The 15521-nt window shown below is 61.5% G+C and carries 14 protein-coding genes and 1 pseudogene; 9 read left to right on the top strand and 6 right to left on the bottom strand.

Annotation, left to right across the window (positions count from 1 at the left end; genetic code table 11):
* Positions 1 to 77: 77 nt before the first annotated feature.
* Both JN403_RS24840 and tldD read left to right on the top strand, forming a co-directional pair.
* A pseudogene (locus JN403_RS24840) lies at positions 78 to 908 on the top strand (carbon-nitrogen hydrolase family protein); the annotation flags it as partial.
* A 22-nt stretch (positions 909 to 930) separates the two neighbouring features.
* Positions 931 to 2373: a metalloprotease TldD gene (gene tldD / locus JN403_RS24835; protein WP_205484700.1), complete on the top strand. Its 1443-nt coding sequence runs from the start codon at positions 931 to 933 to the stop codon at positions 2371 to 2373.
* Positions 2374 to 2421: 48 nt separating this feature from the next.
* Here the strand turns inward: tldD and yjgA are convergent, their stop codons facing one another.
* The gene (yjgA, locus tag JN403_RS24830; RefSeq protein WP_065990105.1) at positions 2422 to 2943 is read right to left on the bottom strand and encodes a ribosome biogenesis factor YjgA; all 522 of its coding nucleotides are present in this window, start codon (positions 2941 to 2943) and stop codon (positions 2422 to 2424) included.
* 93 nt (positions 2944 to 3036) lie between these two features.
* Here yjgA and pmbA point away from each other — a divergent pair, with 93 nt between their 5' ends.
* From pmbA to JN403_RS24805, 5 genes are all read left to right on the top strand, one after another.
* Complete coding sequence (gene pmbA / locus JN403_RS24825) at positions 3037 to 4383, top strand: metalloprotease PmbA (RefSeq protein WP_122623287.1); 1347 nt, start codon at positions 3037 to 3039, stop codon at positions 4381 to 4383.
* Between the two features lie 166 nt (positions 4384 to 4549).
* Entirely contained in the window at positions 4550 to 4981 is a 432-nt protein-coding gene (locus JN403_RS24820; protein ID WP_240356764.1) for a FagA protein, read from the top strand.
* An 11-nt stretch (positions 4982 to 4992) separates the two neighbouring features.
* A complete protein-coding gene (locus tag JN403_RS24815; protein WP_205484699.1) occupies positions 4993 to 5454 on the top strand; it encodes a hypothetical protein in 462 nt (153 codons plus the stop codon).
* A gap of 1 nt (position 5455) precedes the next feature.
* Positions 5456 to 6067 (top strand): superoxide dismutase, encoded by a 612-nt coding sequence (locus JN403_RS24810; RefSeq protein WP_205484698.1) that lies wholly within the window; start codon positions 5456 to 5458, stop codon positions 6065 to 6067.
* Positions 6068 to 6096: 29 nt separating this feature from the next.
* A complete protein-coding gene (locus JN403_RS24805; RefSeq protein ID WP_205484697.1) occupies positions 6097 to 6984 on the top strand; it encodes a ZIP family metal transporter in 888 nt (295 codons plus the stop codon).
* 24 nt (positions 6985 to 7008) lie between these two features.
* Here the strand turns inward: JN403_RS24805 and JN403_RS24800 are convergent, their stop codons facing one another.
* Positions 7009 to 7431: a DUF1810 domain-containing protein gene (locus JN403_RS24800; protein ID WP_122534985.1), complete on the bottom strand. Its 423-nt coding sequence runs from the start codon at positions 7429 to 7431 to the stop codon at positions 7009 to 7011.
* A gap of 152 nt (positions 7432 to 7583) precedes the next feature.
* On the opposite strand from JN403_RS24800, the gene JN403_RS24795 reads away from it, so the two are divergent.
* Both JN403_RS24795 and JN403_RS24790 read left to right on the top strand, forming a co-directional pair.
* Positions 7584 to 7925: a zinc ribbon domain-containing protein YjdM gene (locus JN403_RS24795; RefSeq protein WP_065990097.1), complete on the top strand. Its 342-nt coding sequence runs from the start codon at positions 7584 to 7586 to the stop codon at positions 7923 to 7925.
* A 268-nt stretch (positions 7926 to 8193) separates the two neighbouring features.
* Positions 8194 to 8619 (top strand): hypothetical protein, encoded by a 426-nt coding sequence (locus tag JN403_RS24790; protein WP_205484696.1) that lies wholly within the window; start codon positions 8194 to 8196, stop codon positions 8617 to 8619.
* Between the two features lie 392 nt (positions 8620 to 9011).
* Here the strand turns inward: JN403_RS24790 and JN403_RS24785 are convergent, their stop codons facing one another.
* The 4 genes from JN403_RS24785 to JN403_RS24770 are packed head-to-tail and all read right to left on the bottom strand — an operon-like array spanning position 9012 to position 15395.
* Positions 9012 to 10376, bottom strand: a complete 1365-nt coding sequence (locus JN403_RS24785; RefSeq protein WP_122623292.1) for a heavy metal sensor histidine kinase — start codon at positions 10374 to 10376, stop codon at positions 9012 to 9014.
* Positions 10366 to 11043 carry a heavy metal response regulator transcription factor gene (locus JN403_RS24780; protein ID WP_122623293.1) on the bottom strand — a complete coding sequence of 226 codons (678 nt, stop codon included), beginning with the start codon at positions 11041 to 11043 and terminating at the stop codon, positions 10366 to 10368. Before JN403_RS24780 ends, JN403_RS24785 begins: the two co-directional genes overlap by 11 nt.
* A 54-nt stretch (positions 11044 to 11097) precedes the next feature.
* A complete protein-coding gene (locus JN403_RS24775) occupies positions 11098 to 14238 on the bottom strand; it encodes a multidrug efflux RND transporter permease subunit (RefSeq protein WP_205484695.1) in 3141 nt (1046 codons plus the stop codon).
* On the bottom strand, positions 14235 to 15395 hold the full coding sequence (locus tag JN403_RS24770) for an efflux RND transporter periplasmic adaptor subunit (RefSeq protein ID WP_205484694.1): 1161 nt from the start codon (positions 15393 to 15395) through the stop codon (positions 14235 to 14237). The genes JN403_RS24775 and JN403_RS24770 overlap by 4 nt, the downstream gene beginning before the upstream one ends.
* Positions 15396 to 15521 lie beyond the last annotated feature (126 nt).

The following is a 15521-nucleotide window of genomic DNA, read 5'->3' as shown; positions in this document are numbered from 1 at the left end:
GTCGAATTGGGACTGTCGAACAAGCCCAATCATCGGTGCCTGGAGTAGAGTGCAGTTCTATCGATCAGGGAGCGCTTATGTCCTTTGCAGTCATTCAGATGGTCAGCCAGAGCGATGTGCTCGGCAATCTGGCCCAGGCGCGCAGGTTGCTGGAACAGGCCGCAGCGTCGGGTGCGAAGCTGGCAGTGCTCCCGGAAAACTTCGCTGCCATGGGCCGTCGTGATGTCGCTGCCATCGGCCGCGCCGAGGCCCTTGGTGAAGGACCGATCCTGCCATGGTTGAAACTGGCTGCTCGCGACCTCACATTATGGATAGTGGCCGGGACATTGCCGCTGCCCCCTGAAGGTCAGCCTGATGGCAAAGTCACCGCATGCTCGCTGCTGGTCGACGACCAAGGCCGGCAAGTCGCGCGTTACGACAAGCTGCATTTGTTCGACGTCGATGTCGCTGATGCACGGGGGCGCTACCGGGAATCCGATGATTACGCCCACGGCAACAATGTCGTAGTGGCTGATACGCCGGTCGGCAGGCTGGGGCTTTCGGCGTGTTACGACCTGCGTTTCCCGGAGCTGTACACCGCGCTGCGGGAGGCGGGGGCTGAATTGATCGCCGCGCCGTCTGCCTTCACCGCGGTGACCGGCGCGGCGCACTGGGAGATTCTGCTGCGCGCCCGCGCCATCGAAACCCAGTGCTACATACTGGCGGCCGCGCAAGGTGGAATTCATCCGGGACCGAGAGAAACATTTGGGCACGCGGCGATCATAGATCCATGGGGCCGCGTGCTGGCCGAGCAGGCACAGGGTGAAGCCGTGCTGCTGGCCGAACGAGACAGCGTAGAACAAGCGTCCATACGGACGCGCATGCCGGTATCGAATCACCGGCGATTTTTTCGCAGGCCGCCGTGCGACCTGCCAATACCCCGGAGTGAATATGAGCCACTTGTCCTCTGTCAGCGAACACCTTCTGGCACCCGGCGGCCTGAGCATCGGCAGCCTGCAATCGGTGCTCGGCGAACTGGCCGGTCCAGGCATCGACGCGGCCGACCTGTATTTCCAGGGGCAGATTTCCGAGTCCTGGGCGCTGGAAGACGGCATCGTCAAGGAAGGCAGCTTCAACCTGGACCAGGGCGTCGGCGTCCGCGCGCAATCGGGTGAGAAAACCGGCTTCGCCTACAGCAACGCCATCACCCCTGAAGCACTGACCCAGGCGGCCCGTGCCGCTCGCTCGATTTCCCGTGCGGGTCAGAATGGCCAAGTTCAAGCGTTCACCACTCAGGACGTCGCCCAGCTGTATGCACCGGACAACCCGCTGGAGGTCATGACCCGCGCCGAGAAGGTCGAGCTGCTCAAGCGCGTTGACGCCGCCACCCGTGCGCTGGACCCGCGTATTCAGCAGGTCACCGTGAGCATGGCCGGTGTCTGGGAACGCATTCTTGTGGCGTCCACTGACGGCGGTCTTGCCGCCGACGTGCGTCCGCTGGTGCGCTTCAACGTCAGCGTGATCGTCGAGCAGAACGGCCGTCGTGAGCGCGGCGGGCATGGCGGCGGCGGTCGTACCGATTATCGTTATTTCCTCAGCGACGACCGTGCCATGGGCTATGCCCGCGAAGCGCTGCGTCAGGCGCTGGTCAATCTCGAAGCGATTCCGGCCCCGGCGGGCACCTTGCCGGTGGTGTTGGGCTCGGGCTGGTCCGGCGTGCTGCTGCACGAAGCCGTCGGCCACGGCCTTGAAGGCGACTTCAATCGCAAGGGCAGTTCGGCGTACAGCGGCCGCATGGGCGAGATGGTCGCGTCCAAGCTCTGCACCATCGTCGATGACGGCACCCTGGCCGATCGCCGCGGTTCTCTCACCGTCGATGACGAAGGCACCCCGACCGAATGCACCACGCTGATCGAAAATGGCGTGCTCAAGGGCTACATGCAAGACAAGCTCAACGCACGGCTGATGGGCGTGGCGCGTACGGGTAACGGTCGTCGCGAATCCTACGCGCACCTGCCGATGCCGCGCATGACCAATACCTACATGCTCGGCGGCCAGAGCGATCCGGCGGAAATCATCGCGTCGGTCAAGCGCGGCATCTACTGCGCCAACCTCGGCGGTGGACAGGTGGACATCACCAGCGGCAAGTTCGTCTTCTCCACCAGCGAGGCCTATCTGATCGAAGACGGCAAAATCACCGCGCCGGTCAAAGGTGCGACGCTGATTGGCAACGGCCCGGAATGCATGAGCCGCGTGTCGATGGTGGGCAACGATCTGTCACTGGACAGCGGCGTTGGCACGTGCGGCAAAGACGGTCAATCGGTTCCGGTCGGCGTCGGTCAGCCCACGCTGAAGATCGATGCGATCACCGTTGGCGGCACTGGCGGGGCTTGATAGTCGAGGGGCTTGCGCCGGTTGAGTGTTTCAAACGGCGCAGCGGTTCTAGCGCAGTCCGCGTTTGCTTTCGTCCAGCTCGCGGATGTATTTGAAGATTTTGCGGGTCGCGGTAGGGGCCTTGTTCTGCGCGGCTTCATGCTGAGCCTGACGGATCAGCGAGCGCAGTTGCTGGCGGTCGGCGTCCGGGTATTCACTGACGAACTGCTCAAGTACGTCGTCGGTACCGGTCACCAGGCGATCACGCCAGCGTTCCAGATTGTGGAAGCGCTCGTTGTACTGGCGCGTAGAAGCGTCGAGCTGATCGAGCAGCACCAGGATTTCATCCAGATCCTGATCGCGCATCAGCTTGCCGATGAATTGAATGTGGCGTTTGCGCGCAATGTGCGCGGTGTGCTTGGGAGCATCGGCCAATGCCCGACGCAGAGGGTCGGTCAGAGGCAGCTTGGCCAGCACATCGGGCTTGAATGTCGTCAAGCGTTCGCCCAGCTCCACCAGAGCGTGAAGCTCTCGTTTGACCTGGGTTTTGCTTTTCTCTCCGTCGAAGGAGTCGTCGTAAGAATCAACCATGGGGGCCGTCCGCAAATAAACGCCGCCATGATAACCAGTCAGGGCCCGGTTGTCCGGCCCGGCTGCTGAAATCAGAATTTGATGGAGAACGTCATGAGTGCATCAGAAAGCGTCGGCCCGCAGGCTTTGCCGGCATTGCAGCAGCAGGTCGAGCAGATCGTCGCTGAAGCCAAGCGTCAGGGCGCGACCGCGTGCGAAGTCGCCGTGTCGCTGGAGCAGGGCCTGTCCACCACGGTTCGCCAGCGCGAAGTCGAGACGGTCGAATTCAACCGTGATCAGGGTTTCGGCATCACCTTGTACATGGGCCATCGCAAGGGTTCGGCCAGCACCTCCGCGAGCGGCCCCGACGCCATTCGTGAAACCGTTGCCGCGGCCCTGGCCATCGCCAAACACACGTCGGAAGACGAGGCCTCAGGTCTCGCCGACGCTGCGCTGATGGCGAAAGACCAGCCGGATTTTGATCTTTATCACCCGTGGGACATCACTCCCGAGCAGGCCATCGAACGCGCGCTGATCTGTGAAGCCGCTGCCTTCGACGCCGACAGCCGGATCAAGAACGCCGACGGCACCACGCTGAACGTGCATCAGGGCTGCCGCGTGTATGGCAACAGTCACGGTTTCATCGGCGGCTACGCGTCGACCCGCCACAGCCTGAGCTGCGTGATGATCGCCGAAGGCGAGGGGCAGATGCAGCGCGACTACTGGTATGACGTCAACCGTCGTGGCGAGCTGTTGATGGACGCCACACTGATTGGCCAGAAAGCTGCCGAACGCGCGGCGAGCCGACTGGGCGCACGGCCGGTGCCGACCTGCGAAGTGCCGGTGCTGTTCTCGGCAGAACTGGCGGGCGGTCTGTTCGGCAGTTTTATGGGCGCGATTTCCGGCGGTAACCTGTACCGCAAGTCGTCGTTCCTCGAAGGCGCGATCGGTCAGCGTCTGTTCCCCGAGTGGATGACCATCGATGAGCGCCCCCATCTGGTCGGCGCCATGGGCAGTTCTGCGTTCGACGGCGATGGCCTGGCGACCTACGCCAAGCCGTTTGTCGAAAATGGCGATCTGGTTTCCTACATCCTCAGCACCTATTCAGGCCGCAAACTCGGCCTGCCGAGCACCGCGAACGCAGGTGGCGTGCATAACTTGTTCGTCAGCCACGGCACCGAAGACCAGGCAGCGCTGATCCGCCGCATGGGACGCGGGCTGCTGGTTACCGAGTTGATGGGCAGCGGCCTGAACATGGTCACCGGTGATTACTCCCGCGGTGCGGCGGGTTTCTGGGTCGAGAATGGCGAGATCCAATTCGCGGTTCAGGAAGTGACCATTGCCGGCAACATGCGCGATATGTTCAAGCAAATCGTCGCCGTGGGCAGTGATCTGGAGCTGCGCAGCAACATCCGCACCGGTTCTGTGCTGATCGAGAAAATGATGGTGGCGGGTAGCTAAGTTCGCTGTGTTTCATCGCTCCATCCCAAGGCCTGCCCCGATCCCGGTGCGGGCCTTTTTAATGGGCGCGTTCAGGCTCAGCGCTTCAACTGAATCCATCACTGGGGTTGTGCTGATTCTTAAACTCATTTAATAATGAATCTCATTCGTTAAGTGGGCCTTGGTCATGGGCACTGTTCTGCACGAGTCGCCGTACCTGGAGCACTGGCGCGCATTGAGTCTGCGGATTCGTTGCGCGCTGGATCCGGACGAGCCGCGGCTTATCGAACACTACCTTGCGGAAGGCCGCTATCTGGCGCGCTTTACCGCCACGCCCAAATCCCTCATCTGTGAAAGCACCTTTCGCCTGCTGATCGACACCGCCAGCGACACCGCGCTGCCCTGGCACTGGCGATGCCTGTGCCTGGATCAGGCATGGCGTCCGCTGCGTGACATGCAGTCGCTCGCCGAGTCGGCTGCGCAACAGCAACGCGTCCAGGCTTTCGCTCGTCGCCTCGCGAACTGCGCGCTGCTGCCGTCGTTGCCTCTGGCAGAACGCGCGCCATCGAATCCGCAAAACGCCCTGCCGACGGCATCTGATCGCCGGCGCCACCCGTGAGGACCTGCGCCATGGAGCAATGGAAACGTACCATCCTGAGCGGTAACAGTTGCTTCAACCGAGGCGACCTGATCGATGCGCGCGAGCTGTACCTGCAGGCTCTCGCCCTGGCGCAGGTGCTGTTCGACCGATGGCGCGTCGCCGATGAAGCCGTGGCGGCATACGTGATTTCTCATCACAACCTGGCGGATTTGCATTTGAGTCTGGGTCAGCCGGAGGAGAGCGCCGAATACCTCTGCACCGTCCATCAGCGGCTGCTGAATGTGATTCAAGACCCACAAATGGCACCGGCCCTGCGACAGGCAGCGCTGCGACACAGTAATAAAACCTACAGCGAACTCGTGGGTTTCGTCGGCCAATACGGCGAGTACCCACGTACCCAACGCCTGCTCAACAGCAATGGCGAACATTCCCGCTCGGCGCTTCAGCACCCTGCTGCTCGTGCCGGCACCCTCTCGTTCGGAGTCCACTGACATGCCCTTCACTTTGCCAGCCTTGCCCTATGCCTACGATGCGCTCGAACCCCACATCGATGCTCAGACCATGGAAATTCACTACAGCAAGCACCACCAGACCTACATCAATAATCTCAACGCGGCGGTCGACGGCACTGAATACGCCGAGTGGCCCATCGAGAGGTTGGTCGCCAGCGTCGCCGAGCTTCCGGAAAAAATGCGCCCGGCGGTCATCAATCAGGGCGGCGGTCATGCCAACCACTCTCTATTCTGGGAAGTAATGAGCGCCCAAGGCGGCGGCGTGCCAAGCGGTGCGCTGGCGTCAGCGATCGACGGGCAACTGGGCGGATTCGAAGCGTTCAAAGATGCCTTCACCAAGGCGGCGCTGACACGTTTCGGCAGCGGCTGGGCCTGGCTGAGCGTCACCCCGGACAAAAAGCTCGTGGTGGAAAGCAGCGGCAATCAGGACAGTCCTCTCATGAACGGCAACACGCCGATCCTCGGGCTGGACGTCTGGGAGCACGCTTATTACCTGCGCTACCAGAACCGTCGGCCGGAATACATCGCTGCGTTCTACAACGTCGTCAACTGGGATGAAGTTGCCAGGCGCTACGCAGCAGCACTCGGCTGAAAACTCTCAGAACTCGGATAAGGCGATTTATGCGCTCGGACATACTGGCTCTCGGCAGCGTGCGATTACTGCGCCTGGCATTGGGCTTGATTCTGGTCATCGTAGGCACAGCGTTGCTGGTGGCCCAGGGCCTCTCGTGGGTGGCGCTTGAGCCCAGAATGTTACGAGCGCTGGAAGGCGGCGCCATCTGTGCATTGGGCACCGCGCTGGGGGCCGTGCCGGTGCTGGTGATCCGTGGCATGCCGGTGGCGGTGTCCGACGGCCTCCTGGGTTTCGGCGCCGGCATCATGCTGGCGGCGACAGCCTTTTCGTTGATCGTGCCGGGCCTGGGCGCGGCTCATGACCTGGGCTTTACTCCATGGGGTGCCGGAGCCTTGGTCAGCTTCGGGATACTGCTCGGGGCGGCGGGTTTGTTTCTGGTGGATACGCTGGTCTCCAGAGGGCCGCAGTTATCGGAGGTGGCCGGGAAACCGGCGATCCCTTCGAACATCTGGCTGTTTGTGATTGCCATCATTGCCCACAACATTCCGGAAGGCATGGCAGTGGGGGTGTCGGCAGGCGGCGGTCTGGCCCACGCCGACAGCCTGGCGATGGGCATCGCTTTGCAGGACGTCCCGGAAGGACTGGTTATCGCGCTGGTGCTGGCGTCGGCCGGCATGTCCCGCCTCAAGGCGTTCCTGATCGGCGCGGCGTCCGGACTGGTCGAGCCGGTATTCGCGGTGCTCTGCGCCTGGCTGGTGGAAGTGGCCGCGTTGCTGTTGCCGGTGGGACTGGCGTTGGCGGCCGGGGCGATGCTGCTGGTGGTGACCCACGAAATCATCCCCGAATCCCGTCGCAATGGTCACGAAAAGATCGCCAGCTTCGGATTGCTGGTCGGGTTCTGCCTGATGATGGTGATGGACACCGCGCTGGCCTGAGGAGCGCGCAGGTGAAGGTCTGCCTCAGCCCAGCTTCGACAGCGTCACGGCATCTGGCTCGCCATCAAAAAACGCCTCAAGCACTTGCTGAAACACTGGTGTGTCCGGCGCGACCGCTGCAAACAGCGTCATGCTTGATCGCAGCTTCATGTCATCCGGTGAGCCCATGATCTGCGTGGCGCTGCGGTCTTCCCACTGAAGCAACGCTTCGCAGCAACGGGCTAGCCGATCTCCCAATACCGGATGCTGCACATAAGCGATCGCCTCTTCACGCCCACTGATGCCATACCGCCGGGCCATGTCGCTGTGGCCCAGGCCGGCCAGCTGCGGGAAGACGAACCACATCCAGTGCGACTGTTTGCGCCCGGATTTGAGTTCCGCCAATGCGCGTTCATGCATTGACGCTTGCGCCTCGACAAATCGCTGCAGGTCAAATGGATCGCTCATTTCACTCACCTCGTTCTGACCACGGCACCCCGCCGTTCATGAGATTGAGACTACAGCAGTGGGCGATGTTTCCAGCTCTTTGAGGCGCCGACTCCCCAGGTGGGTAAAAACCCTTATAATCCTGCGCCTATTCATCTGATGCGAGATCCGCCGTGAGCTTACCGCCGTGCCCAAAATGCAGTTCCGAGTACACCTATGAAGATGGCAGCCAGCTCGTGTGCCCGGAATGCGCCCACGAGTGGTCGGCTGATGGCGCCAGCGCTGAAGCGGGCGATGACACAAAGGTCATCAAGGACGCAGTGGGTAACACCCTGCAGGACGGCGACACCGTCACCGTCATCAAGGACCTGAAGGTCAAAGGCTCTTCGCTGGTGGTCAAGGTCGGCACCAAGGTCAAAAACATCCGCCTGGTGGACGGCGATCACGACATCGACTGCAAAATCGACGGCATCGGCGCGATGAAGTTGAAGTCCGAGTTTGTGAAGAAGGGTTGATCGCCGGCCGGCCTGATCGGCAGGTTGATCGTCCCTCACGGTTTGCCTGCTGATCGTTCCTCACGCTCTGCGTGGGAATGCCGCTGATGATGCTCCGCGTCCCCTCAATGTAGGCGCGGACTTGGGACGAATGTCGCAATTATGTAGGCCTGATCCTCCTGCCATCTCGGACGCTTCCTACCGCCAGAGTGGCATTGCTGCCCATCAAACCCGCTGTAAGTCCCATAGCCTTTGCCACCTTGGATTGGCTAATACAGGGATTGCTTCGGTGTCAGATTTCTACCAGTACTTCAAAGAAAACATGGAAAGCATGGGACTGCCTGCGCCCCAATCGCTCTTCGGCTCTGTGACGAGCGCGGTGGCGACAGCGACGACGCTTCTCAGCCAGGTCGAGAAATTCGGTAAAAAAGTGACCATTAATGAGCTTGTGCGCGCGGGTACCAGATTAGAGCAACTTGCAATCGTCGGAACATGCTCGGCGGCGTTCTATTTGGGTGCGGTGATTGGAAGCATTGCCGTTGCTACCGGAAGGGTGCTTGGTAACGGCGCGACTTTGTCCGACGTGCTTCTCACCGCCCAATCCCATGACCTTAGGACTGACTGGCTGGTCCATTGCTTACACATGTATCCAGGCATATACCAAGCCGCCACTCCGGGCAAAACCCTTTATCGATTCTTGGGACATGTGGTGTGAAAGACTCAATCTTGCTGCTGACAGTCGCTGTGATCGTCGCCTATGCCGCATGGGTTTTCTGGCACTACGTCGGTCTGAACGGCTTTGAGCTAATAAGCACTTTGATAGTTGTGTCGCTTGCGGTGGACAACACGCGCTTGAGGCGCGAGTTGAAAAAGCGCAGAGCTTAGTCGGTAAGTGCGATCCCAGCGGCCTTGCTAACGGGCGCTGTGATCGTTCCTCACGCTCCGCGTGGGAATGCCGCTCATGATGCCCCGCGCCTGTGGAGTGCCACCCCGGTCACTCCCACCGTTAACTGCAAGCCGCCATGTAGCTGAGAGACGCGGAGCATCCCCGAAGGCGTTAGCACGCGGAGCGTGGCAACGGTCATAGTGGGGTGACACGTCTGCGCCTCAACTCGGCAAATTAATCCCGAACGTATTCACCCCATGCTCGCTGCGCACGAACACGGTGCCGCCGTGCATCAGGGCGATGGCTTTGACGATCGCCAGGCCCAGCCCGTGGTTGGCGCCGCTGTTGCTGCGCGAGGCGTCGACGCGATAGAAGCGCTCGAACAGTTTCGGCAGATGCTCGCCAGCAATCGGCGCGCCGGGATTGGTCACGCCAATACTGACGTGATCGCCCTCATCGCGAATATCCACCTGAATCAACTGCCCCGGCGAGGTGTGCTGCACCGCGTTGTGCAGCAGATTGATCAGCGCCCGGCGCAAGTGCGCGGTTTCGATCGGCGCGTTGGCATCACCACGCACTTCAACCTGGACCTGGGCGTCCTCGAGAATGAAATCCAGATAATCCAGGGTCTTCGCCACTTCTTGGGCGAGCGAGGCCTGGGTCAGTTGCGTGGCCTTGCTGCCCTGATCGGCGCTGGCCAGAAACAGCATGTCATTGATGATCGAGCGCAGCCGTTCGAGCTCTTCAAGATTGGATTGCAGCACCTCGAAGTAATGCTCGGCCGATCGCCCCCGGGTCAGCGCCACTTGGGTCTGGCCGATGAGATTGGTCAGCGGCGAGCGCAATTCGTGGGCAACGTCGGCGTTGAACGACTCCAGCCGCGAATAAGCCTGCTCGACCCGATCCAGCGTTGAGTTGAAGGAGGTCACGAACTGATCCAGTTCCGGCGGCAGCGGCGACAACTTCAGGCGCCCGCTCAGTCGTGGCGGCGTCAGCTTGCGCGCCTCCAGTGACAACTCCGTCAGCGGTTTCAGGCCGATACGCGCCACCCAGTAACCCAATGCAGACGCGAGCAGGATGCCGATGGCCGCCAGACTGATCAGCGCGATCAGCAGGGAATGTTGGGTCTGCCAGAAGGTTTCGGTGTCGACCGCTGTCAGAAAACGCAGCGGCGGGCGTTGATCTTTCGCCGGGAACTGACTGACCAGCACCTTGAACGGGTAATCATGGCCCCTCAGGTTCAAGTCGCGCATGCCCAGCGGACCGTTGGCGAAGGCACGGATCTCGGCGTCCGGGTCGCCGAATTCGTAGGTCGGGTTGTCGCTGACCACCCAGAAGCGCAGGCGTTTGTCTTCCTCGCTGAGCAGCCTGAGCTTGGCGTTGATCTTGGCCCAGTGTTCCGGGTTTCCGTAACGCTGCACGGCGGATTCGAGCACGCTGTAGCGGGCGTCGACCTCCGCTTCCGGCAGCAGGCCGAGGCTTTTATCCACTTGCAGGTAGAGCGCCCAGCCGATCAACAGAAACACCAGCAGCGCCACGAGGGCAAACATGCCGCTCAGGCGCAGGGCGATGGAATTAGTCGACACGACGGCTCTCCAGCACGTAACCCATGCCGCGGATGGTGTGCAGCAATTTTTGCTCGAACGGCCCGTCGAGCTTGGCCCGCAGGCGTTTGATCGCGACTTCGACAACGTTGGCGTCGCTGTCGAAATTCACGTCCCAGACCATCTCGGCAATCGACGTCTTCGACAGGATTTCCCCCTGACGCCGGGCCAATACGCTGAGCAGCGAAAACTCCTTGGCGGTGAGGTCCAGACGCACGCCGGCGCGGCTGGCTTTGCGGCTGATCAGGTCGATCCACAAATCGGCGACGCTGATCTGTACCGGCTCGTGGCCGCCGCTGCGCCGGGTCAAGGCTTGCAGACGCGCCACCAGCTCCAGAAACGAGAACGGCTTGCCCAGGTAATCGTCAGCGCCTTCGCGCAGGCCGCGGATGCGATCGTCGACGTTCTCGCGGGCGGTGAGCATGATCACCGGCGTCTGTTTACGCGCACGCAGGGCGCGCAGCACGCCATAACCGTCCAGTCCCGGCAGCATGACGTCGAGAATGATCACCGCGTATTCGCTTTCCAGCGCCATGTGCAGGCCTTCGATGCCTTCGCGCGCGACGTCGGTGGTGTAACCCTGCTCGGTCAGGCCCCGGTGCAGGTAATCGGCGGTTTTCTCTTCGTCTTCGATAATCAGGACACGCATCGGTCCACGCTCACTTTTTCGCTGCTTGCTTATTAGGTGCTTGGGTTCAACCACTTATTTTTCAGCAACCAGGTCGGCCGCAGCCGGCCTGGGAACTGTTGAACCTGATGCTACCGAGCCCGGCGTCGGACGCTGGCGATGGAAAATTCGCTCCAGTTGCAGGTAGATCACCGGCGTGGTGAACAGCGTCAACGCCTGGCTCACCAGCAATCCTCCGACCACTGCAATGCCCAACGGCTGACGCAGTTCAGCGCCGACACCATAACCGAGCATCAAGGGCAGCGCGCCAAGCAATGCGGCCAGCGTGGTCATGATGATGGGCCGAAAGCGGGTCAGACACGCTTCATAGATAGCGTCGCGCGGGGACATCCCGCGATTGCGCTGGGCGTCCAGCGCGAAGTCCACCAGCAGGATGCCGTTTTTCTTGACGATGCCGATCAGCAGCACGATGCCGATCAGGCCCATGATCGAAAAGTCCTGACCCATCAGCCACAGCAGCAACAGTGCGCCGATACCGGCGGAGGGCAGGGTGGAAATGATCGTCAGCGGATGGACGAAGCTTTCATACAGCACGCCCAGAATGATGTACACCGCCACCAGTGCGGCGAGAATCAGCCACGGCTGGTTCGCCAGCGAGCTCTGAAATGCCTGGGCCGCGCCCTGGAAGTTGCCGATGATCGAGGCCGGCATGCCGATCTCGTTCTTCGCCTGATCGAGCAACACCACGGCATCGCCCAGCGCCACGCCCGCCGACAGGTTGAAGGACAGGTTGGCGGCCGGGAACATACCGTCGTGGCTGATCGACAACGGGCCCATCCTCGGCGCACCGACCTTGGCCAGCGCCGACAGCGGCACCATTTCATTGGTCAGCGGCGAGCGCAGGTAAAAGTAGTTCAGGCTTTCGGCCTTGCCGCGCTGTTGCGGCTCCAGCTCCAGAATGACTTTGTACTGGTTGATGTCGGTCTGGTATTCGTTGATCTGGCGCTGACCAAAGGCGTCGTACAGCGCCTGATCGACATCCGCCGTGGTCAGGCCGAAGCGCGCGGCGGCGCTGCGGTCGATGTCCAGATGGGTGACGCTGCCGCCCAGTTGCAAGTCGTTGGAGAGGTCGCGGAAAGCCGGCAGTGTTTTCAGCTTATCGGTCAGCTTCTGCGTCCAGACATTCAGCAGCGCGCCGTCGTTGCTCTTGAGCACGTATTGGTACTGCGCGCGGCTCGGCCCGGAACTCAGGTTGATGTCCTGCCCCGCGCGCAGATACAGGACGATGCCGGGGATCTGCGCCAGTTTCGGCCGGATCCGGTCGATGAACTGACTGGCGGAAACGTCACGGTCTGCACGGTCCTTGAGGGCGATCCACACCCGGCCGTTGGCGATCGTCTGGTTGCTGCCGCTGACCCCCACCGAGTGGGAAAACGCCTTGACCGCCGGATCGGCCGCGATGATTTTCGCCAGCTGTTTGTGTTTCTCGATCATGTCCGGGAAGGAAATATCCGCCGCCGCTTCGCTCGTGCCGAGCACCATGCCGGTGTCCTGCACCGGGAAGAAACCTTTGGGGATCAGCACATAGCCGACAACCGCGAGCACCAGAGTCAGGCCAAAAATCCCCATCATCAATCGCTGGTGGGCGAGGGCGAAGCGCACGCCGCGGGCATACCGCGCCAGCAGTCGTTCGCCGAAGCCGGGTTTGGCGTGGGAATCGTGTTTCGGCGCGCGCATGAACAGCGCCGCCAGGGTGGGCGCCAGGGTCAGCGAGACCACAACCGAGATCAGAATGGTCGACGTCGCCGTCAGCGCGAACTCCTTGAACAGCCTGCCGACCACGCCGCCCATGAACAGCAGCGGAATGAAGGCGGCGATCAGCGAAAAGCTGATCGACACCACAGTAAAACCGATTTCGCTGGACCCCTTGATCGCCGCGTCGCGCTTGCTTTCGCCGGCTTCCAGGTGTCGATGGATGTTCTCCACCACGACAATCGCATCGTCGACGACAAACCCCACCGCGACCACGATGGCCACCAGCGTCAGGTTATTCAGGCTGAAGCCGAGCACGTACATCAGCGCGAAACTGGCGACGAGGGACACGCCCAGCACGGCAGTCACGATCAGCGTCGCAGAGAGCTGGCGCAGGAACAGCGCCATGACCGCAATCACCAGCGCGATGGCAATCAGCAACGTCATTTCCACTTCATGCAGCGACGCACGAATGGTTTTGGTGCGGTCGCTGAGCACCGAAACGTCCACCGACGCCGGGAGCATTTCCTGCAATTTGGGCAACTGGCCGAGCACGCGATCGACCGTCTCGACGATGTTCGCGCCGGGCTGGCGGAACACCACGATGTTCACGCCTTGTTGATCCCCGGACCAGGCCCGCACGTAGGCGTTTTCAGAACCGTTGATGACTTTCGCCACGTCACGCAGATGAACCGGGGCGCCGTCTTTGTAGGAAACGATCAGTTGTTCGTAGTCCTTCGCCTGAAATAGCTGATCGTTGGAGGCGAGGGTGGAAATGCTGTCTTTGCCGTACAGCGCGCCCTTGGCCAGGTTGAGGCTGGTCTGCTGCAGGGATTCCCGAAGATCGGCGAGGGTCAGTCCGATGGACGCCAGTTTTTCAGGTGCCGCCTGGACGCGAATTGCCGGACGTTGCTGGCCGGTGATGTTGACCTGTCCGACGCCATCGATCTGGCTCAACTGACGTGCCAGCAGGGATTCGGTAACGTCACTGAGTTCGGTGCCGGGCATCAGGTTCGAGCTGACGCTGAGAATCAGCACCGGGCTGTCCGCCGGGTTGACCTTGCGCCAGGTCGGCAGTGTCGGCAGGTCTGCGGGCAAACGTCCAGCCGCCGTGTTGATCGCTGCCTGCACTTCCTGCGCGGCGGTGTCGATGCTTTTGTTAAGGGTGAATTGCAGGGTCAGGTTGGTGGAGCCCAGTGCGCTGCTCGAGGTCATCTGGGTCATGCCGGGAATGGCGCTGAATTGCACTTCAAGCGGTGTTGCCACCGATGACGCCATGGTTTCCGGGCTGGCACCGGGCAACTGGGCCGCGACCTGAATCGTCGGAAATTCGGCTTCCGGCAGCGGCGCCACCGGCAGGCGAGGGAAGGCGATGCAGCCCAGCAGCACCAGCGCGAAGGTCAGCAGGACTGTGGCAATCGGGTGATTGACGCACCAGGCGGAAATAGACCCGCGGCTGTTCATTTCGCCGCCCCGGTGGCGTCGGCCAGGGTATCCACAGGATCACCCTTGACCACCTCGATGCGCGTGCCGTTTTTTAGGCGCGACTGACCGTCGCTGACCAGCACGTCATTGGCCTCCACCCCGCTGATTAACATCAGGTCGCTGTCCTGGTACAGCACCTTGACCGGCACCACCTCGGCAGTGTCGCCTTTGATCCGATACACGTAATGCTGGTCGATGCCGCGCTGCACCACTTGCGGCGGGACCTTCAGGGCTCCGCGGTCGATGGCGGTCTGAATCCGCACGGTCACCAATTGCCCGGGCCATAGCTTCTCCTGCGCATTGTCGAATATCGCCTTGGCGCGGATGGTGCCAGTGCTAGCGGCCACCTGATTGTCGATCAACAGCAACTTGCCCTGACCCAGCAGCGTGCCGGTCGCCCCTTCGCCGAGGTAGGCGTTGACCGGCGCGGGCGTGCTGGAAGCAATCAGATCATGCAGCGTGGGCAGCATCTGCTGCGGCAGGGAGAACTCCACTGACACCGGGTCGATCTGCGTCACCGAAAACAGCCCGGTGGCATCGCTGACGCGCAGGAAGTTGCCCTCATCGACGTTGCGGATGCCAACCCTGCCCGTCACCGGCGAGCGTATTTGCGTGTAGGAAAGCTGCACTTGCGAGGCATTGATCGACGCCTGATTGCCCAGCGCCGTGGCCTTGAGTTGGTCGACCAGCGCTTGCTGCTGATCGTATTGCTGCCTGGAAATGCTGTTGTCGACGGTGAGCAGCTTGTAGCGCTTGAGGTCGACATTGGCCACGTTCAGCTGCGCCTGGCTTTGGGTCAACAGCGCTTTGGCCTGTTCGAGGGCGGCGCGGATCGAGCGATCATCGATGGTTGCCAGCAGATCACCTGCTTTAACCTGCTGCCCTTCCTTGACCAGCACTTTGGTCAGGATGCCGTCCACCTGCGGGCGGATCACCACGCTTTGCAGCGACAGCACCGAGCCTATGCCGGTGACATAGCGGGGCACGTCTTCCTGCATGACGTTGATGACGCGCACCGGCACGGCAACGGGAGCGCTGACCTTTTTCGCAGCGGGGCGGGTCATTGCCCAGACGCCTATCACCACCAGCACGACCACCAGGGTCGCGAGCACCACCACGTTGTTCTTCTTCTGCATACAGGGACAGGCCAGCCAGTGAATGAGGGGCGGGTAACCGGAAGCGTCCTTTATAACCCTTTGACCCGGTCAGCAAAATGACTGCTACCTGTCAATATTGTCAGGTGAATAAGGGCAGACGATGAA

Origin of the sequence: Pseudomonas sp. 15A4 (assembly GCF_016925575.1) — a bacterium.
GTDB lineage: Bacteria > Pseudomonadota > Gammaproteobacteria > Pseudomonadales > Pseudomonadaceae > Aquipseudomonas.
Note: the sequence above shows the minus strand (reverse complement) of the source record. Positions and strands in the feature narration are given on the sequence as shown.